Source organism: Morococcus cerebrosus (assembly GCF_022749515.1).
Taxonomy (GTDB): domain Bacteria; phylum Pseudomonadota; class Gammaproteobacteria; order Burkholderiales; family Neisseriaceae; genus Neisseria; species Neisseria cerebrosa.
Window position 1 is genome coordinate 2,456,737 of record NZ_CP094242.1, and the last position, 20,695, is coordinate 2,477,431.

A 20,695-nucleotide genomic window follows, 5' to 3' on the forward strand; every position below is an offset into this window, starting at 1 on the left:
ATCCTGAAATTTGTTTGGAAGTGACAATATACGTCATATCCGTTGAATAAATTTTGCAATCGAAATATCAGTATCAAATACGATAGTTTCATTTTTGGTTATTGGATTGGATGTTTGAAAAGCAGGTTATTCCATCAATTCAATAATATATTAAATTTATTTGTTTAACATTTTAAATCAGAGAGTCAGCATGAATAAAATCTATCGTGTCGTATGGAACGAAACCACACAGACGTGGAATGCGGTGGCGGAATTCGCCAAAGCGCATGGGAAAACGGCTTCATCAGGCATAGGCGGCATCGTTGCCTCCGTAGGCGTGCGCTTCGCGTTTACCGCCATCATGTCCGGCCTGCTGCTTGCCAGCGGTCAAGCCGTCGCGACAGTAGAAAATAACGGCAAAACCCTTGCCAATGGCACAGTTTTATCTGCAGCCGCCGATGGTACTGATTACAACACCTGTTATTTCGATACCGTCAGCTACAACGTGGTCTGTGGTGATGATACTACGAAGGCGTTAGATTTCATTCCTCAAACCGGTGGGCAACCCCCAAAACAAGGTAAATCTGTCGCCATCGGACAAGGAGCCCAAACCAGCGGAGAAAGTAATGTTGCCATCGGTCCGAAAACGGTTACTGCCAACACAGGCTCTATTGCCATCGGCGTGGCGGCAAGTGCCAATCACAACCAATCTATCGCTATGGGACAGGAGGCATCAGCAAAAGGTGAAGCCGATGTCAGTATTGGAAAATTGGCAGGCGATACCGTTTCTTCCGACGGCCGCAATATTTCCATTGGCGAGAGCGCGCTGAAAGGCGGCTCGGGAGTCAATAATGTCATCGCCATCGGTTCGTCGGCAGGCATTAATTCCAATAGTAGTCATTCGGTTTATATCGGAACCGGTGCGACCGGTATGGATCCCAAAAATATTTCCATCGGATATCAGGCGAACACCAAAAGCGGCAGTATTGCAGTTGGTGACAACTCAAATGCGCAGGGCAGTTCGTCCGTTGCCATCGGTACCAAATCCGTTGTAACCGATGTAGCATCTAATGGCGTTGCCATTGGTTTCAATTCCACTACTTCGGGATTGAGTGCTGTCGCTATCGGTGGTTCAAGTTCTACCGGTAAAGGTGCCAATGCATCGGGACCTGCCAGCCTGGCAATAATGGGTACCGCCGTCGCTTCTGCACCGCGTGCCATATCCATAGGCGAATTTACGGTCGGATCAGGAGCTTATGGTATTGCCATCGGCGGTAAAGCAAATGCACAGGGTACTTCTTCCATCGCGATTGGCGGCAGTCAGGCGCAAGACAAAGGAGCGACTGCTGCGGGTCATTTCTCAACCGCTATCGGTTATGGTGCCAAGACAGTCAATCAGGATACCACTGCCGTCGGTAAAAACAGCACGGCAAACGGTCTGCGCGCCACAGCCTTCGGTGTAGACAGCAATGCAGGTGCTGAAAACGCCTTGGCGGTTGGTCCGCAAACTGCTGCTTCTGCCAAAGGCGCGATTGCTGTCGGTTTTGCCACTCAGGCAACCGGTATGAGCAGCGTCGCAGTCGGTAAGGAAGCCATTGCCACCAAAGAAACTTCTACTTCACTCGGTCAAAACAGCCAAGCAACCGCCAACAACGCCGTCGCCATCGGTAACAAAGCCGTAGCGGCAGGTACGGGCAATATCGTGGTAGGTACGAACGCGGGCGTGTACGACGCCGCCGTTTCCGCAGGACGTACAGTCGGTGCGGACACCGTCTATATCGGCGCGGACAGCGGTCGCAATGCCTATACCAACGAACGCCAAATCTCCATCGGTAAAGGTACGGGTAACAACGCTACCGGCGTGGACAACATCGCCCTCGGCTTGCGTTCCGGCGCATTTGTGTCCGGTGCGAACAACGTCGCTATCGGTAGGGAAGCAGGTATGGGCACGGATGCCCAAAAACTGAGCGTCACTTCCACTGTCGCCATCGGTGAAGCTGCAAAAGGCAGCTTCAGCAACACCGTAGCCATCGGTAAAACGGCCTTGGCAGAAAAAGAATCCGCAGTTGCCGTCGGTATGGTTTCCAAAGCCAGCGGCGACAATTCCGTCGCCATTGGTAAGACTGCCAATGCCAGCGCACACGAAACCGTTGCCATCGGTCACGAGACGGTTGCCGGAGCCGTTTCTTCCGTCGCGGTTGGTCAGCGTGCCAACGCATCAGGCAGTGAGGCGGTCGCATTGGGTATTGATTCCAACGCCTCCGGTAAGTTTGCTGTCGCCATCGGTAACATGGCGAAGGTAACCGACAGCAAACTCAACGGCATTGCCATCGGCAGCAATGCTGTCGCTTCGGAAGACTATGCAATGGCGATGGGTCTTGACACCCAAGCAACGGGTAACAGCTCGATTGCCTTTGGTAATACTGCGAAAGCGCTTGGGAAAGAAGCTGTTGCCTTTGGTCATTTGGCAACTGCCGCAAAAAACAATACCCTCGCGTTTGGTGTTTCTTCCAATTCTGCAGAAGTCGGTGCAGTAACTTTGGGTGCATATACCAAAGCTGATGCTGTTACGGGAACTGCATTGGGTTATTCTGCTCATGCCGTCAATGAAAACGATGTTGCCTTGGGCGGCAACAGTTTGACTGAAGCGCACCACAACGGCGACTACACGCTGAATGGCAACTATACCGCTGCCGGAACAAGCTCTTACGGTACGGTTTCCGTCGGTAGCATCAATACCGCTGAAGCAGGTAAGTCTAGCAATGCCTTCACCCGTCAAATTCAAAACGTCTCCGCGGGTGTTATCAGCGCAACCAGCACCGATGCCATCAACGGCAGCCAGCTTTACACGACCAATTCTTACCTGCTCAACTTGGGTAACAACGTCAAAAACGCCTTGGGCGGCGAAACTGCAATCGACAATGCAGGTAATCTGACCCTGAACAACTTGGGCGGTACAGGCAAAGCCAATGTTCACGACGCTTTGGAAGCGATGAACAACAAAATCGACCAATTAGGTGGCGGCAGCTCCAGCCATTTTTACAGCGTTCAGACGGCCTCTAATGCCCGTGGCAACTACAATAATGACGGCGCAACCGGACTGGATGCCCTGGCGGCAGGCGCGGATGCCCAAGCTGCGGGCGATTTTGCCGTAGCCGTCGGTACAGGCGCGCAGGCGGTGATTTCCAACTCTATCGCTATTGGTAAAAACGCCTCTGTCAACGAAGATACTGCCTCTGTCGCAGCCGTCAACGGCGCGACCAAAGGTGAAGGCTCCGTTGCCATCGGTGCGAACACCAAAGCCAGCGGCACCAACGCTACCGCCGTCGGTCAAGCGTCCAACGCCTACGGTCAAAACTCCTTCGCAGGCGGTCAGTCTTCCAAAGCATTGGGCAAATCCAGCGTAGCGGTGGGTGACGGCGCAATCGCCAACCAAGATTCTTCCACCGCAATCGGCGCATACAGCCAGTCCACGGCGGCAGGTGCGACCGCGTTGGGCTTCAATACCCGCGCAACCGCTTCCGGTACTGTCGCGGCAGGTCGCAACAGCAAAGCCACTTCCAACAATGCTTTGGCATTGGGTAACGAAGCAGACGCGCAAAAAGACGACACCATCGCCATCGGCTACAACGCCCAAGCCACGCAAAACCGTGCCGTAGCCTTCGGTAAAAACGCCAAAGCGACAGCGGGCGATACCTTTGCCTTCGGCGATTCAGCAAAAGCTTCTACAACCAATGCTATTGCTTTCGGTAAAAACGCCAATGCCGCTCATGCAGGTTCTATCGCATTGGGTGCCAATTCCGCGACTGAAGCAGCCGTTCAGACGACCTCTGCCGCTGTTGGCGGTCTGACTTTCGGCAACTTCGCAGGTAACACTCCTGAGTCCACACTCAGCATCGGTTCAGCAGGCAAAGAACGTACGATTACCAACGTTGCCGCAGGCCGCATCAGCAACAACAGCACCGACGCAGTAAACGGCAGCCAGCTTTATGCGACTCAAAACGTCATGAACAACATCGGTACGACCGCAGTAGGCGTATTGGGTGGCAATGCAGCCATTGCGAATGACGGTACTATTACGATGTCCAACATCGGCGGTACGGGCGCATCCACCATTGAAGGCGCGATTTCCGCCATCAACAATGCCTCTTACAAGTCGTTCAAGCTGAATACGGCTAAAACCAGCGGTACCAACGGTGAAGCCTACAACCACTCGCTGAAAGAAATTACCAACGGTTCGACCATCACGTTGGAAGCGGGTAAAAACATCGTGCTGAACCAAAACGAATCTACCGTCAGCATCAATACCGCCGATGCGCCTGAGTTTGCCGGCAAAATCACCGCCAAAGGCGGACTGGATATGTCCAACACCAAGATTACCAATCTGGGCAAGGGCGACCAACCGACCGATGCGGTTAACCTGAGCCAGTTGACCGATGCCATCAATAACGTTCACGTTACCACCCTGACGGCGGTTACCAACGAAGCTCCGTTTGCTTACGTTTCCGAAGACGGAAAAATCCTGAAGCGCAACGTAACGGTTGACGGTTCAGGCGCAAAACAGGTTTCCTTTGTTTACGCTGACGATACAAGTACGCCATATAACGGCGCAGTAACCATTGCCGCGCTGAACCCGACCGATCCGCAAACCACCGTTCCGACTCAAGTTGGCAACGTTGCTGCAGGTAAGGGACAAAATGATGCGGTAAACGTATCCCAGCTGGACAAAGTTGCCCAAGCTTTGGGTACTTCCGTCAACAACGCGACAGGCGAAATCGCCGCGCCGAAATACTCTGTGATTTCCGGCAGCCCCGCGACTTCAGGCGTAGCTGACTACAACAATGTCGGCGATGCATTGACTGCCTTGAGCAATGCCGTTCGTGCGCCTTTGACTTTTGCAGGTGACAGCGGTACGCCTTCAACCCGTCAATTGGGCAGCACTGTTGCCGTTAAAGGCGGCGAAGCCGATGCAACCAAACTGTCCGACAGTAACAACATCGGCGTGGTTTCAGACGACGCCAATGGCACGCTCAACGTCAAACTGGCAAAAGAGCTGAAAGGTCTGACCTCGTCTGAATTCGTCGACGCAGCAGGCGGCAAAACGATCGTTTCTGCAGACGGCATTACCGTCGGTACAGCGGCAAACCCTGTCAAACTGACAACCGAAGGTCTGTCTAACGGCGGTAAGAAAGCAACCGACATCGCTGCCGGTGTGAACAATACCGACGCCGTCAACGTCAGCCAGCTCACTCCGTTGGCAACCGCATTGGGTGCAACCGTCAATCCGACTACCGGCGCGGTTGAAGTACCGAATCTGGTCGTAACCAAAACCGACGGTACGCAGGCTGCACCTGTCAACACCGTACAAGGCGCGTTGGACAACATCGGTACCGAGCTGCAAAAAGGTCTGACCTTTGGCGGCGACAACGCAGACAAGAATTTCGAGCGCAAACTCGGCAACCAAGTCTTGGTTAAAGGCGGTGCAGACGCAGCGAAACTGTCTGACAACAACATCGGCGTGGTTTCAGACGACGCCAACGGTACGCTCAACGTCAAACTTGCCAAAGAGTTGCAAGGTTTGAACAGCGCCCAATTTGAAACCGACGGCAACGTGACCACCATCAACGGCGGCAATGTTTCCTTGGCTGACAAAGACGGCAATATTGCCGAAACCACAGCAAACGGCATCACCCTGACTCCGGTGCCAAGCAGCGGCAAAGAAGCCGTCAGCCTGACCAAAGACGGTCTGAACAACGGCGGCAACAAGATTACTAAGGTTGCCGAAGGCATGCTTGCTGCTGACAGCACCGATGCTGTTAACGGAGCGCAACTGTATAAAGTTGATCAGAAAGCCAACACCAATGCCGAAAATATCGCCAAAGGCATCAATATCGGCGGTACGAGCGGCAGCAACAAATACGCATTAGGCGACACTGTCAACATTAAAGGCGACAGCAACATTGTCAGCGAAACCGTTGAAGGTGGCGTACAACTGAAACTTGCCGATACCGTCAAAATCGGACAAGACAGTGGCAAACCCGTCAGCATTGACGGCGTAAACGGCACAGTCAGCGGTCTGAGCAACAAAGCCTTGGGCGGTGCGGACTTCGCTACCAAAGGTCAAGCTGCGACTGAAGAGCAGTTGAACGAAACTCAAGCCAACCTGGCGAAAATCCTCGGCGGTAACGCGGCCAACAACAATGGCAACGTCACCTTCACCGACATCGGCGGTACAGGCAAAGCCAATGTTCACGACGCGATTGCCGCGGTAAAAGAAACTGCCGAAAAAGGCTGGAACCTGAACGCCAACGACGAAACCTCGTCTGAAAAAATTGCTGCTGGCGACACTGTAACCTTCAAAGAAGGCAAAAACGTCAAAGTCAGCCGCGACGGTAAGAACATCACCGTAGCGACTTCAGACGACGTATCCTTCAACAAAGTCACTGTCGGCGACAGCGTTCTGACCGACAACGGACTGACTGTGGGCAATGGCGCAGCAGGCAACCCTGTCAGCCTGACCAAAGACGGTCTGAACAACGGCGGCAATAAAATCTCCAACGTCGCAGCAGGCGAGGCAGATACCGACGCCGTCAACGTTGCCCAGTTGAAAGCCAATTCAGGTCGTGTGGAAAGCGGCAACGACAACATCGTCGTTGAAACCGACAAAACAGGCACCTCTAACGTTTACAAAGTTTCTACCGCGAAAAACCTGAAGGCTGACAGCCTGACTGCGGGCGAGACTGTTGTGAACAACAGCGGCGTAACCGTCGGCGACAAAGTGACGCTGAGCAAAGACGGTTTGAAAGCAGGCGATGTGAACATTACTGCTGACGGCATCGACGCTGGCAACAAAGCCATCAGCAACGTAGCCAAAGGCGTAAAAGCCACCGACGCCGTCAACGTCGCCCAGCTGAACGAACAACTCGCCGCCACTGAAAAAACCACCACCGTCGTCGCCGGTAAGAACGTGACCGTCAGCGAAAAAGTGGACGGCAACAACACCGAGTACACGGTTAACGCCGATAAGACCACCCTCAGCCAAGCGGCGGGCGGTGCGGTTAAAGTCAGCGAAGGTACGAAAGACGCCGACGGCGTAACCGACTACGCGCTGGATCTGACCGACGAAGCCAAAGCCGACATCGCCAAAGGCGTAGCGGCGAAAGACGCGGTGGACAACAAAGGTCTGACCTTTGCCGCCGACAACGGCACGACCGGTGCGAAGAAACTGGGTGACAGCCTGAGCGTCAAAGGCGACGGCAACATCCTGACCCGCGCCGACGAAAACGGCATCGGCTTCTCGCTGGCCGACAAGATTACCGTCGGCAAAGCAGGCAACGGCAACAAACCGCTCGTAATCGACGGTACCGCCGGTCTGATTTCCGGTCTGAGCAACACCACCCTGGGCGGTGCGGACTTTGCCACTAAAGGCCAAGCCGCAAGCGAAGAGCAGTTGAACGCAGCCCAAGCCAACCTGGCGAAAATCCTCGGCGGTAACGCGGCCAACAACAAAGGCAACGTGACCACCACCGACATCGGCGGCACCGGCAAAGACAACGTCCATGACGCCATTGCCGCAGTCAAAGAAACTGCCGACAAAGGTTGGAACCTGAACGCCAACGACGAAACCTCGTCTGAAAAAATCGGCGCAGGCGACACCGTGACCTTCAAAGAAGGCAAAAACGTCAAAGTCAGCCGCAACGGTAAGAACATCACCGTAGCGACTTCAGACGACGTCTCCTTCGACAAAGTGACCGTAGGCGGCAGCGTTCTGACCGACAACGGACTGACTGTGGGCAACGGCAAAGCAGGCAAACCTGTCAGCCTGACCAAAGACGGTCTGAACAACGGCGGCAACAAAGTGTCCGACATCGCTGCAGGCGAAGATGACACCGACGCAGTGAACGTTGCACAGCTCAAAGCAGCCGCAGCGAAAGCCACGTCTAAAGTGGACAGCGGCAACGACAACATCGTCGTCACCCCCGAGCAAAATGCCGACGGCAGCACCACTTACAAAGTGGCGACCACACCTAACCTCAAAGCCAACAGCTTCACCGCAGGCGATACCGTTATGAACAACGACGGTGTTAAAGTCGGCGACAAAGTGGCGCTGGGCAAAGACGGTCTGAAAGCAGGCGATGTGAACATCACTACCGACGGCATCAACGCAGGCAACAAAGCCATCAGTAACGTTGCCGAAGGTAAGAAAGACACCGACGCAGTGAACGTTGCACAGCTCAAAGCAGCCGCAGCGAAAGCGACATCCAAAGTGGACAGCGGCAACGACAACATCGTCGTCACACCGGAGCAAAATGCCGACGGCAGCACCACTTACAAAGTGGCAACTGCCCCCGACCTTAAAGCTGACAGTCTGACCACAGGTGATACCGTTGTGAACAACGACGGCGTCAAAGTCGGCGATAAAGTGGCTCTGGGCAAAGACGGTCTGAAAGCAGGCGATGTCAACATCACTGCCGACGGTATCAATGCAGGCAACAAAGCCATCAGTAACGTTGCTGAAGGCAAGAAAGATACTGATGCAGTAAATGTTGGACAGTTGAACCGTCTGACCGCTGCTGCTAAGACAGAAGTCGAAGCCGGTACCAACATTGCCAGCGTCAGCAGCAAACAAGGTGCGAACAAACAAACTGTTTACACCATTAATGCTGATGGTGCGAGCGTCTCCGCAGGTTCCGACAAAATTGTCGTGACCAAAGGCAAAAAAGATGCCAATAATGTGACCGACTACGCCGTTGACCTGTCTAAAGCCGTCAAAGCCGACATTGCCAAAGGCGTAGCGGCGAAAGACGCGGTAGACAACAAAGGCATCAGCTTCGCAGGCGACAGCGGTACGACCGTTGCCAACAAATTGGGCGATACCGTCGCTGTTAAAGGCGATGCCAACATCACCACCACCGCAGGCACGAACGGCATTCAGGTCGGCCTCAACAAAGACCTGAAAGTCGACAGCGTCAAAGCAGGCGATACGGTTGTGAACAACAGCGGCGTCAACGTCGGCGACAAAGTGGTGCTGGGCAAAGACGGTCTGAAAGCAGGCGATGTCAACATCACTGCCGAGGGCATCAACGCAGGCGGTAAGAAAGTCACCAACGTCGCCGCAGGTACCGTCGCCGCAGACAGCACCGATGCGGTTAACGGCAGCCAGTTGTATCAAGCTAATCAGGCGATTAACCAAAGGGTGACCAACCTTGGCAATTACGTGGTGAACATGGGCGACCAGATCAACCAACGTATCGACAATGTTGAAAGCGACTCTAAAGCCGGTACCGCAGCAGCAATGGCGGTGGCTGGTCTGCCGCAAGCCTACCTGCCGGGTAAGAGCATGATGGCGGTTGCAGGCGGCGTTTACCGCGGTGAAAGCGGCTACGCAGTCGGCTTCTCCAGCATCTCCGACGGCGGCAACTGGGTCATCAAAGGTACCGCTACCGGAAACTCACGCGGCCACTACGGCGCGACCGCAGGTGTCGGCTACCAATGGTAATTCCGTTGTAAAGCCTGTTTGAAGGCAAAGCAAAGGTCGTCTGAAAACCCGAAACAAGGTTTTCAGACGACCTTTTTCTATATCGGATTGAATGGGACGGGGTTTGCTTTCCGAACATGCTCAGTTTCGCAAACACACGATTCAAACAAAACATTATAGTGGATTAAATTTAAATCAGGACAAGGAGACGAAGCCGCAGACATTACAAATAGTACGGCAAGGCGAGGCAACGCCGTACTGGTTTAAATTTAATCCACTATAAAACCAAACGCGGCGGTTTGTTTTCAGACGACCCCGCAGAATATCCGACTATTTTTTGTGGCAAAATCGGGTTTGTGCCACATCGTTAGCCTGCTATTCAACATTTAAAAACATTCAAACCGGCTGACAAAACAGACGAAACAAATAACAAGGAGAAACAGACATGAGCCGCATTTTATCCTCACTGCGCTATCCGCTGATTCAAGCACCGATGGCGTTTGCGCATGACACAGAGCTGCCTTTGGTTGTCGGCAAAACCGGCGCTTTGGGTTCGTTGGCGGGGGCGATGTATGACACCGCAGGTTTGGAAAAAGCGTTGGCACGGATGAAGCAGGAAGGCGGCGGCCGTCCGTACAACCTCAACTTTTTCGCCCACCGCACGCCGTCTGCCGACCGTGCGCAACAGGACGCATGGTTTGGCGTGTTGCGTCCGTATTTCGAGGCTTACGGGCTGACGGAAAACAATATTCCCAGTGGCGGCGGACGGCAGCCGTTTGATGCCGACGCGTTGGCATGTGTGGAGCGTTACCGCCCGCCTGTCGTCAGCTTCCACTTCGGCTTGCCCTCGCCCGAATACTTGCAGCGCGTCAAAGCGACGGGCGCGGAAGTGTGGAGCAGCGCGACGACGGTTGAAGAAGCCGTTTGGTTGGAACAAAACGGCGCGGATGTCGTGATTGCCCAAGCGTGGGAAGCGGGCGGTCATCGGGGATGGTTTTTAAACCGTAATCCCGACAGCCAAAGCGGCTTGTTTGCCCTGTTGCCCGCCATCCGTAACGCCGTGCGCCTACCCGTCATAGCCGCAGGCGGCGTTTCCGATGCCGCCGCCGTCCGCGCCGCGCTGGAATTGGGCGCATCCGCCGTGCAGGTCGGAACCACCTTCCTGCTCGCAGACGAAGCCCTGACCAAACCCGCCCACCGTGCCGCCATCCAAACTGCCCGTCCCGAAGATACCGTGGTAACCAACTTGTTCAGCGGCGGCGCGGCGCGCGGACTTTACAACCGCTTCATACGCGAAGCCGGTCCGATGAATGACGCAGCGCTCCCGTTCCCCTTGGCAGGCGCAGCCGCCGGCGCATTGAAAGCCGCCGCCGAAAAACAAGGCTGCTACGACTTTTCCCCGTTTTGGGCAGGACAAAACGCAGGACTGTGCCGCCCCGGCAGCGCAGCGGAAATCGTCGGGCGGTTGTGTGGCGGCATTGAGCGTTAGGACGGGCTGAACATGGTCAGGGCGGACATGGCAATCAACAAGGTCGTCTGAAAATGTGAACTAGGTTTTCAGACGACCCGTAACGTTGACTTTGCCCACGAAATAAATATAAAGATAACTGCCCTATTCGGATTGTCGGACGGAAGGTTCGCGGGCAAAGCCCACGCTACGGGCTGGGTTTATTTCGAGTCTGTCGGGTTAAATAAAAGGTCGTTTGAAAACGGAGGGAGTGAGTTTGTTTCTCTCAAACTCAAATCTCAAAGTTTTCAGACGACCTTGTTTTAACTTGCAACCTGCCTCCTCTCCCGTCCGGCGGGAGAAGGCTGGGGAGAGGGTGGTTCTGCGGATTTGCACGAATTTGATTTTACCTAAACCTCGGAAGCCACCCCCATCCTAACCTTCCCCCGCCAGACGGGGGAAGGGACAGGTTGCTGTTGCTGCAACGGGTAGCGTGGGCTTTGCCCGCGAAATGAACATAAAGATAACTGCCCGATTTTGATTGTCAGACAACAGGTTTGCGGGCAAAGCCCACGCTACGGGCTGGGTTTATTTCGAGCTTATAGGGTTAAATGAAAGGTCGTCTGAAAACTTGTTGTTTTAAGTTTTCAGACGACCTTTTGGGTTCGTGCGAGGTACGAAAATAGGCGTAATGCAGTTTACGCCTTATTTCTTATCGCCTTTTTCCGGACGCACCCAGCCTTCGATGACGGTTTGGCGGGTGCGGGCGAGGGCGAGTTTGTTGTCTTCGACGTTTTTGGTAATCGTGCTGCCTGCGCCTGTCGTGACTTTGTTGCCGAGGGTGACGGGGGCGACTAGGACGCAGTTGGAGCCGATGCGGACTTCGTCGCCGATGACGGTTTTGTATTTGTTCACGCCGTCGTAGTTGGCAATGATCGTGCCTGCGCCGAAGTTGGTTTTGCTGCCGACTTCGGCGTCACCGATGTAGGTGAGGTGGTTGGCTTTGGTGCCTTTGCCGATGGCGGCGTTTTTGATTTCGACGAAGTTGCCGACGTGTACGTCGTCTGAAAGGCGGGCTTGCGGACGCAGGCGGGCGTAAGGGCCGATTTGGTTGTTTTGTCCGATTTCGCAGTCTTCGAAGTGGGAGAAGGGGGCGATTTTGCTGTTTGCGCCGATTTTGGCGTTTTTGATGACGCAGTTTGCGCCGATTTCGACGTTGTCGCCGATTTCGATGTCGCCTTCGAGGACGACGTTGACGTCAATCACGACGTCTTGTCCGTGTTTCAGACGACCCCTTAAATCAAAGCGGGCGGGGTCGCGCAGGGTAACGCCTGCTTTGAGCAAGGCTTGCGCTTGTTCGGTTTGGAAGATGCGTTCGAGTTCGGCGAGCTGGAGTTTGTTGTTTACGCCGGCGGCGAGGTGGGAGGCGCGCACTTGGACGGGATGGACTTTGATGCCGTCGGCAACGGCTTTGGCGATGAGGTCGGTCAGGTAGTATTCGCCTTGGGCGTTGTTGCTGGAGAGGGTGTCCAGCCAGTTTTTGAGTTTGGCGTTGGGCAGGACGAGGATGCCTGTGTTGATTTCGCGGACGGCTTTTTGGGCGGCGTCGGCGTCTTTTTCTTCGACGATGGCGGTTACGCTGCCTTGGCTGTCGCGGATGATGCGGCCCAAGCCTGTCGGGTCGGCGGGAACGTCGGTCAACAGGCCGACTTCGCTGCCGGCGGCTTCGAGCAGGGTTTCGAGGGTGGCGGTGTCAATCAGGGGGACGTCGCCGTACAACACCAGCGTGCGACCTTCGGCGGCAAGGTGCGGCAGGGCGGTTTTGACGGCGTGGCCGGTGCCGAGCTGTTCGGTTTGCTCGACCCAGACGACGTCGCGTTTGACGGTGTCCAAAACTTGGTCTTTGCCGTGTCCGATGACGACGCAGATGTTTTGCGGATGAAGCGCGGCGGCGGTGTCGATAACGCGCTCGACCATGGGAAGGCCGCCGATGCGGTGCAGCACTTTGGGCATTTTGGAATACATGCGCGTGCCTTTGCCGGCGGCGAGGATGACGATGTTGAGAGGTGTGGCGGACATGATGGACTTTCTCGAATGCAATGTTGATGAAGGGGGTATTTAGCGGTCGTCTGAACGGGGTTTTGGGGCTTCAGACGACCTTTTATGTCGTGGTATTTCTGCGGAACTTGATGGGATATGGTGGATAAAGACAGAAAACACTCATTTCGTCATTCCCGCGCAGGCGGGAATCCAGACCCCAGATTTCAGGAATGCTTTGGGATTGATACAAGCTCAAATTCCTGGATTCCCGCCTGCGCGGGAATGACGGCGGGGGGCTTTTGTTTTTATCCAATCTATCCGAAAAAACCGCAAATCGGGCATTTTGCCTGACGTTTCGTCGGGTATCAATGCCCTATCTATGATAAATGGTTTAAGTATCCGGTTTTATGGTTTATTGGGTTTGGGGTTCCAGCGGTACGAGTCGGCATGGCTGCCGTGTTCCAAGCGGTCGAGTGTGGTCGGTTTCAGGGGCGTGCGCGCGGATGTGTCGGCGGGACGGCTGTCGAAGTCGTAGCGGTCTGTGGTGCAGCCGCTCAGGATGGCGGCGGTAACGAAAATCAGGGCGAGGGAACGCATGGTTTTCTCCTTGTGAAGGACGGCAGATGTAGGACGAACGGGATGGCGGTTATGTTTGAGGTCGTCTGAAACGGAAAAGACGGTTTCAGACGACCTCTGCGGGCGGATTATTCCTCAGTTTGGGTTTCGGGCGCGGTTTGTCCGGCGCCTTGGGGTTTGTTCCATGTCGTGCCGCGTACGTTTTCTTGGTCGCCGTGCAGCGGTTTGAGGGTGCGGCGTTCGGGGCGGTATTGGTTGTAACGCATATCGCGGGAGTAGGTGCCGTCTTCGTAATAGATGCGCGTGCCTTTTTCGTATTTGGGGCGCAGGGAAGTGTGGCCGGATTCGTTTTGGTAGGTTTCCCAAGTACAGCCGGTCAGGGCGGCTGCGGCGGCGAGGATGAGGGCGGTGTATCGCATGATGGTTGTCCTTGTGGTCGGGCGGCTTGGTGCCGTTGTTCAAACCCGATATTGTAAAGGTTTCAGACGAGTGCTGACAGTTTTTCGGCACATTCGGCGAGCGCCTGCATATCTTTTGCAACGGCGTCGGTAAAGGGCAGGGGATGGGCTTTGCTGCCGAACCATACGGTTTTCATGCCCAGCTCTTTGGCTTGATGCAGGTTGTCCGCGCTGTCGTCGATCATGATGCACTGTTCGGGCGCAGCGTCGAGCAGGCGGCAGACGGTCAGGTAGGCTTGCGGGTCGGGTTTGTAGCGCAGCCCGAAGTCGTCCGTGCCGAGAAGTGCGTCAAAACGGTTTGCCAAACCCAATGCCCCGATGATAGCGCGGACGTAAAACGAAGGGCCGTTGGAAAAAACGGCTTTGCGTCCTTTCAGACGACCTAAAACGCTTTCGGTTCCCTCCATGCCCTCTAATTTTGCCAAGATTTGCGCGATGGGATGGCTTTCGCGCAGAAACTCGCGGATGTCGATTTCGGGATGGTGGATTTGCAGGCCGGCAAGCGTTGCGCCGTATCGGTGCCAATAGTCCTGACGCAGGTCGGACGCCGTCTCTTCGGAGAGCTTGAGGCGTTGCGCCATGTAGTCGGTCATGGCACGGTTGATGATGTAGAAAATGCCTGCATCGGCGTTGTGCAGCGTGTTGTCGAGGTCAAAGAGCCAAACGGGGGAAAGGTTCATGTCGTGTGTTGGTGCGGATTTTGTTATGATGTTTCGTATTTTACCCGTACAAAGGTTAGAGAATGAAACTGAAATTATCCGCCCTCGCCCTCTTGCTGGCTTCGGCAAACTTATCCGCCCAGACCGAAGTGCGCCTTGCCGTGCACAAATCCTTCAGCCTGCCCCAATCCGTCATCGCGCAGTTTGAAAAAGCCAACGACGCCAAAGTCTCCGTTATCAAGGCGGGCAGCGGCAACGAAATGCTCAACAAGCTGATTCTCAGCAAGGCGAACCCGATTGCCGACGCGGTGTACGGTTTGGACAACGCCAACATCGGCAAAGCGCGCGAAGCAGGCATATTGGCGGCGGTGCAGCCCAAATCCGCACCCGTTTCAGCGGGGATGCCCGTCATCGCGGCAGTCAATTACGGCTACGTTACCCTCAACTACGACAAAAAATGGTTTGAACAGAAAAAACTGCCGCTGCCCAAAACCTTGCAGGACCTGACCCGCCCCGAATATAAAAACCTGCTGGTGACGCCCTCGCCCGCCACCTCCTCGCCCGGACTTGCCTTCCTGATGGCGAACATCGGCGGCATGGGCGAAGAGGGCGCGTTCAAATGGTGGGCGCAGATGCGTCAAAACGGCGTGAAAGTCGCCAAAGGCTGGAGTGAAGCCTATTACACCGACTTCACCCAAAATGGTGGCGCGTATCCGCTCGTCGTCAGCTACGCCGCCAGCCCCGCCGCCGAAGTCCACTACTCTAAAGGCAAATACAGCGTACCGCCGACCGGCAACCTCTTCCTCAAAGGCGGCGTGTTCCGTCAAGTCGAAGGCGCGGCAGTCTTGAAAGGCGCGAAACAGCCCGAGCTGGCGGCGAAACTCGTACAGTGGCTGCAAAGCGGCGAAGTGCAAAAAGCCCTGCCGACCGAAATGTGGGTCTATCCCGCCGTGAAAAACACGCCGCTGCCCAAAGTCTTCGAGTTCGCCCAGGCCCCGAAACACACCGACTCGCCCAGCCGCAACGACATCGACACCAAACAGAAACAATGGGTCAGCCGCTGGACGAAGACCGTGTTAAGGTAAGCGGGAAGGTCGTCTGAAAATCCGCCGCTCCATCCTGTCGGCCGGATAGTCAAATGACTTTATTTTCGATACGCAACTTATCGGGTACCGTCATTCCCGCCGTAGCCTGTCCTCGCGTAGGCGGGGGCGGAAATGACGGAATTTGACGATATGCCGTATTTAAAGTTAAGGATGTTGGCAATAAAAAGGGTCGTCTGAAAACCCCAAAACGGTTTCAAACTGTTCGAAACCACGTTTCAGACGACCCCTTACCGTTTCGTTTTGAATGAAGGAATCCCATGAAGAAGCCCCTACTCTACGCCTTCACGCTGACCGCACTTGGCGGCTGTTTCTACACCGAAACCCCTTACGGCCGCACCGCCGTCCTCGACCTGCCCGTCCATTCCCAAACCACCATCAACAAAACCGTTACCGTCAACGCCCCGCCGGGAACGACCGTCATCTATCAGGACAGCGAGCCGGTACACCGCTACGGCTATCCCTACCCACCTTACCCGCGCCCGTATCCCGCGCGTCGGATTTACCGGTATTGAAAAATGTCTGTGAAAACAATAGGGCGGTGGCTATCCTGCTCCCAAAGGTGCACGTGATATATACAGCTATGATGTAAAAGGTATCGCGCAAAACATCAGCCTGAACATAACGGACAATCGTAGTACACAACAGCGGCTAACTGATCGTTTTGACAATGCAGGCAGAATGCTGACGCAAGGCATAGGCGATGGCTACCGCAGGGCAACCGAATACAATCCCGCATTGAACAAATTAGGCAATGCCGCCGAAGCTATTAATGGTTCGGCAGACATCATTAAAAATGTCATCGGTGCAGCAGGCGAGATTATCGGAGCAGGCGATGCTGTACAAGGTATAGGCGCAGGCATAGACATTGCCACCATGCACGGTTTAGATCTGCTTTCCACCGAAAACAAAATTAAAGCTGTCAGCAATTTGGGTGGTTTGTCGCAATTCCAGAACAATGCCACAGAAACCGTCCGTGATTGGGCGGTCAGAAACCCGAATGCGGCACAAGGAGCAGAAGCACTTGGTAATATCGCCAAAGCGATTGTCCCTGTTACCAAAGGGGCGGAATATGCTCGAGCCCGATACGACTGGGGTGGTATAGGTGCAAGCACCGTCAAACAGTCGCAGATGGGCGCAGTTGCATTGCCGAAAGGGAAAGCACCTGTCGGGGAAAATTTTTCCCAAGCCCAACAAGGACGGTACAGTTATGATTCACCGTACCACTCCCGCACTGTCAGAACGGAATTGGAACAGCGTTCCGGCAAACAAAATGTCAAATCCTCGACAGTACCGCCGTCAAACGGCAAAAATGTCAAACTGGCAAACCAAAGCCACCCGAAGACCGGGGTGCCGTTTGACAGCAAAGGATTTCCGAATTTTGAAAAAGACGTAAAATACGATACAAGAATTAATACCAAGGAGTTCAGATCGAAGGGTTCGACAGGGCAAATGAGGATGGCGACCAAGGATTTGGCGGAAGCCATTAGGAAAGGACAGGTTCGCAGCTCCAGTTTCAATTCGAAACAGTTAAAAGCAATTGAAAAAGGAGAATCTAAAATACCGGATTATACTTGACATCATCATCAGGATACCGGACGTATGCAGTTAATTCGTGAGGATATACATAGGCGTACAGGACATATAGGTGGTGAAGCAATGAATAAAGGTAAATGATTATGTGGAAAATTAGTAAAGAAAATTGTGAAGATTTAGGATTTGCAATAATCTGCATGTTCTATGATGCTATTAATCTTTCTGAATTTAAATTATGGTTAGATATAGTTGTTAGAGATACTCCTATTGATAAAATTCCATTGTATATTTTTGATTTGATTGATTTTGATAAGAGTATAGGGGAAATTTATGATTTAATTGGAGTCGTTAATTATGGTTACATTTCAAATGATCAAAAAAATGCATTAACGGGCATTGCCTTCTTAAGGGATATAGATGTCTATGATTCTCCCGTCTCAAAAGAAAAAGCATTAAAATCCTTAAAAAAACATCCTGAAATTTATCAGAGGTTTCAGTATTTCTTTCCATTTGTAGAACTGCCTCCGCCTTAAGTAATCAAAATGCTGCCTTTAACATAGAACAATTAAGGGCAATCGAAAAAGGCAAAGCCAAAATTCCCAACTATACTTGGCATCATCATCAAGATACAGGAAAGATGCAGCTTGTGCCTGAATGGGAACATTCTAAAACCGGTCACATAGGAGGTGAGGCAATGGGGAAAGATAAATGATTATGTGGAAAATTTATAAAGAAAATAGCACTGACTTAAATTTTGCCCTAGGTAGTATATATTGCCAAGCAATCAATATTACCGAATTTAAAATGTGGGTTGAAAAAATCATAAGGGAAATGGATTTAGATGAAATTCCAAATTATTTTTTTGATTTAATAGATTTACAATCACTATTCCATCTGATTGATATTATAGGATTTGTTCCCGAAAATAACTTATCAAAAAATCAGGATAATGCATTGACCGGCATTGCTTTTTTAAGAGAGATAGATGTCTATGATCCGCCTATCTCAAAAGAAAAAGCATTAAAAGCCTTAAAAAAACATCCTGAAATTTATCAGAGGTTTCAGCATTTCTTTCCATTTGTAGAACTGCCCCCGCTTTAAACAGTCAAAATGCCGTCTGAAACGATATTTGCTTTTCAGACGGCATTTTTGATACAAAGCGGGTAACTAAAAGAGCGTTTGACGACAAAGGAAAATCTAAAATACCAAATTACACTTGGCATCATTATCAAGATACAGGAAGGATGCAATTGATTGGTGAAGACTTGCATCATGATACCGGCCATATTGGTTGGGAAGCGATGAACAAAGGAAGGTAACTATGTGGAAAATCATAAAAGAAGATAGTTATGATTTAGGATTTGCAATTAAATGCTTATTCTCTCAATCTATTGATTTAAATGAATTCAAGTTATGGATTGAGCAAGTAATAAGAGATATGCCCATTGAGGACACCCCTTTTTATATTTTTGACTTGGCGGATTTTGATGGGGTAATTGCCGATATTGACAATATTGTAGGTTTTGTTTCGAGTTACAGCCTATCAAAATCGAAAAAAAATGCCTTGACGGGTATTGCCTTCTTAAGGGGTATAGATGTCTATGATCCGTCTATCTCAAAAGAAAAAGCGTTAAAAGCCTTAGAAAAACATCCTGAAATTTATCAGAAGTTTCAGCATTTCTTTCCGTTTGTAGAACTGCCTCCGCTTTAAAGGGTAAAAAGGTCGTCTGAAAAACCAACTTTGGTTTTTCAGACGACGGCGGATTCGCATTTGAAGTGCAACTTTCCATAACAGAAAAAGGCCAGTATGCGGTAGCATACGGCCTGTCCTGCAAGAAAGATTGCCATGAGCTACACACAACTGACCCAAGACGAACGATACCATATCCAATACCTGTCCCGCCACTGCACCATCGCCGAAATCGCCAAACAGCTCAACCGCCACAAAAGCACCATCAGCCGCGAAATCAAGCGGCACTGCATCCAAGGACAGCAATACAGCGCCGAAAAAGCACAGAAGCAAAGCCGGCTGACCAAACAGCACCGGCGAAAACCCTATAAGCTCGATTCGCAGCTGGTTCAACACATCGACACCCTTATCCGCCGCAAACTCAGTCCCGAACAAGTATGTGCCTACCTGCATAAACACCACGGGATCACACTCCATCACAGCACCATTTACCGCTACCTTCGCCAAGACAAAAGCAACGGCGGCACTTTGTGGCAACACCTCAGAATATGCAGCAAACCCTACCGCAAACGCTACGGCAGCACATGGACCAGAGGCAAAGTGCCCGACCGCGTCGGCATAGAGAACCGACCTGCTATCGTCGACCGGAAAACCCGCATCGGCGATTGGGAGGCCGACACCATCGTCGGCAAAAATCAGAAAAGCGCGTTATTGACCTTGGTCGAACGCACTACCCGCTACACCATCATCTGCAAATTAAAGAACTTAAAAGCCGAAGACACTGCCCGGGCGGCCATTAGGGTATTAAAGGCATATAAAGCCAGAGTCCACACCATCACCATGGATAACGGCAAAGAGTTCTACCAACACACCAAAATAGCCAAAGCATTGAAGGCGAAAACCTATTTTTGCCGCCCTTACCATTCTTGGGAAAAAGGGCTGAATGAGAACACCAATGGACTCATCCGGCAATATTTCCCCAAACAAACCGATTTCCGAAACATCAGCGATCGGGAGATACGCAGGGTTCAAGATGAGTTGAACCACCGGCCGAGAAAAACACTTGGCTACGAAACGCCAAGTGTTTTATTCTTAAATCTGTTCCAACCACTGGTACCCTAGTGTTGCACTTGAAATCCGAATCCAAGGACCTTTGAAAACAGGCTAAAAAGCATGGACTACAACCAAACTGTTTTATCTCACTTGCAAAGATTTTGGAAACATCATGATATTAAAAGATTTACTTGGGCTTTAGGAAGAATTGTTGAAGAACTTCCCGATTTCCAAGTTTTCCAAGTGATTCCTAACCATGCAGATGAGCCTTGGGTTTATGTCAGCTCTGGGATAGGTCCATTTTTAGGACAGGAGTTTTTTATCGTCAGCCCGTTTGAAACGCCTGAACATATTGAGACCTTGGCAATGCTGGCATCTGCAAGTATGCATTATCCTGATCAATTTCAATTAGGGAAAACCGTCAATATCGGCAGACCGTGGGTTGAGCAATCATCCTTCCAGCATTTTCTGATTTCTCTGCCTTATCCTTATGGGCAAGAGTTGGAATATATGGATAATGTCCGATTTTTTTGGTTATTGCCGATTACTCATCAAGAGAGGCTTTTTTTAGATACTCATTCGGTAGAAGAATTGGAAACAAGATTTGATGAGCTAGGTATTGATTATTTAGATATAAATCGTGCAAGTACTATATAGCAGGGTAGATTAAAAACCC

Annotated in this window: 14 protein-coding genes and 3 pseudogenes; 13 read left to right on the forward strand and 4 right to left on the reverse strand. The window is 52.2% G+C overall.

Going from position 1 to position 20,695, the window contains the following annotated elements; genetic code table 11:
• Positions 1-190 precede the first annotated feature (190 nt).
• The gene (locus tag MON37_RS11630; protein ID WP_039410320.1) at positions 191-9,478 is read left to right on the forward strand and encodes an ESPR-type extended signal peptide-containing protein; all 9,288 of its coding nucleotides are present in this window, start codon (positions 191-193) and stop codon (positions 9,476-9,478) included.
• A gap of 424 nt (positions 9,479-9,902) precedes the next feature.
• Positions 9,903-10,946, forward strand: coding sequence for an NAD(P)H-dependent flavin oxidoreductase (locus MON37_RS11640; protein ID WP_039410318.1), 1,044 nt, complete (start codon positions 9,903-9,905; stop codon positions 10,944-10,946).
• 663 nt (positions 10,947-11,609) lie between these two features.
• On the opposite strand, the gene glmU is transcribed toward MON37_RS11640, so the two are convergent.
• The 4 genes from glmU to MON37_RS11660 all read right to left on the reverse strand — a co-directional run bounded on the left by glmU (position 11,610) and on the right by MON37_RS11660 (position 14,658).
• On the reverse strand, positions 11,610-12,983 hold the full coding sequence (gene glmU, locus MON37_RS11645) for a bifunctional UDP-N-acetylglucosamine diphosphorylase/glucosamine-1-phosphate N-acetyltransferase GlmU (protein WP_039410315.1): 1,374 nt from the start codon (positions 12,981-12,983) through the stop codon (positions 11,610-11,612).
• Positions 12,984-13,349: 366 nt separating this feature from the next.
• A complete protein-coding gene (locus MON37_RS11650; protein ID WP_003766199.1) occupies positions 13,350-13,541 on the reverse strand; it encodes a hypothetical protein in 192 nt (63 codons plus the stop codon).
• A gap of 107 nt (positions 13,542-13,648) precedes the next feature.
• The gene (locus MON37_RS11655) at positions 13,649-13,939 is read right to left on the reverse strand and encodes a hypothetical protein (RefSeq protein WP_039410312.1); all 291 of its coding nucleotides are present in this window, start codon (positions 13,937-13,939) and stop codon (positions 13,649-13,651) included.
• Positions 13,940-14,001: 62 nt separating this feature from the next.
• Positions 14,002-14,658, reverse strand: coding sequence for a pyrimidine 5'-nucleotidase (locus tag MON37_RS11660; RefSeq protein ID WP_039410309.1), 657 nt, complete (start codon positions 14,656-14,658; stop codon positions 14,002-14,004).
• Positions 14,659-14,720: 62 nt separating this feature from the next.
• Between MON37_RS11660 and MON37_RS11665 the strand changes: the two genes are divergently transcribed.
• The 11 genes and pseudogenes from MON37_RS11665 (at position 14,721) to MON37_RS11715 (ending at position 20,676) form a co-directional block, all read left to right on the forward strand.
• Positions 14,721-15,722, forward strand: coding sequence for a thiamine ABC transporter substrate-binding protein (locus tag MON37_RS11665; protein WP_039410306.1), 1,002 nt, complete (start codon positions 14,721-14,723; stop codon positions 15,720-15,722).
• A gap of 278 nt (positions 15,723-16,000) precedes the next feature.
• Complete coding sequence (locus MON37_RS11670) at positions 16,001-16,255, forward strand: hypothetical protein (protein ID WP_003766208.1); 255 nt, start codon at positions 16,001-16,003, stop codon at positions 16,253-16,255.
• A gap of 22 nt (positions 16,256-16,277) precedes the next feature.
• A pseudogene (gene mafB, locus MON37_RS11675) lies at positions 16,278-17,246 on the forward strand (polymorphic toxin MafB class 2); the annotation flags it as partial.
• Positions 17,226-17,417: pseudogene (locus MON37_RS11680) on the forward strand (HNH endonuclease). The pseudogenes mafB and MON37_RS11680, both read left to right, overlap by 21 nt.
• Before the next feature lie 2 nt (positions 17,418-17,419).
• Positions 17,420-17,809 carry a hypothetical protein gene (locus MON37_RS11685; protein ID WP_039410303.1) on the forward strand — a complete coding sequence of 130 codons (390 nt, stop codon included), beginning with the start codon at positions 17,420-17,422 and terminating at the stop codon, positions 17,807-17,809.
• Positions 17,785-17,988, forward strand: a complete 204-nt coding sequence (locus MON37_RS11690) for an HNH endonuclease (protein ID WP_082013672.1) — start codon at positions 17,785-17,787, stop codon at positions 17,986-17,988. The genes MON37_RS11685 and MON37_RS11690 overlap by 25 nt, the downstream gene beginning before the upstream one ends.
• 2 nt (positions 17,989-17,990) lie before the next feature.
• On the forward strand, positions 17,991-18,377 hold the full coding sequence (locus tag MON37_RS11695) for a hypothetical protein (RefSeq protein WP_039410323.1): 387 nt from the start codon (positions 17,991-17,993) through the stop codon (positions 18,375-18,377).
• A gap of 83 nt (positions 18,378-18,460) precedes the next feature.
• Positions 18,461-18,595 (forward strand): annotated as a pseudogene (locus tag MON37_RS11700) (HNH endonuclease); the annotation flags it as partial.
• A gap of 2 nt (positions 18,596-18,597) precedes the next feature.
• Complete coding sequence (locus MON37_RS11705) at positions 18,598-18,987, forward strand: hypothetical protein (RefSeq protein ID WP_039410300.1); 390 nt, start codon at positions 18,598-18,600, stop codon at positions 18,985-18,987.
• 135 nt (positions 18,988-19,122) lie between these two features.
• Entirely contained in the window at positions 19,123-20,088 is a 966-nt protein-coding gene (locus tag MON37_RS11710) for an IS30 family transposase (RefSeq protein ID WP_242883537.1), read from the forward strand.
• A 51-nt stretch (positions 20,089-20,139) separates the two neighbouring features.
• Complete coding sequence (locus MON37_RS11715; RefSeq protein ID WP_039410876.1) at positions 20,140-20,676, forward strand: suppressor of fused domain protein; 537 nt, start codon at positions 20,140-20,142, stop codon at positions 20,674-20,676.
• Positions 20,677-20,695: the final 19 nt, after the last annotated feature.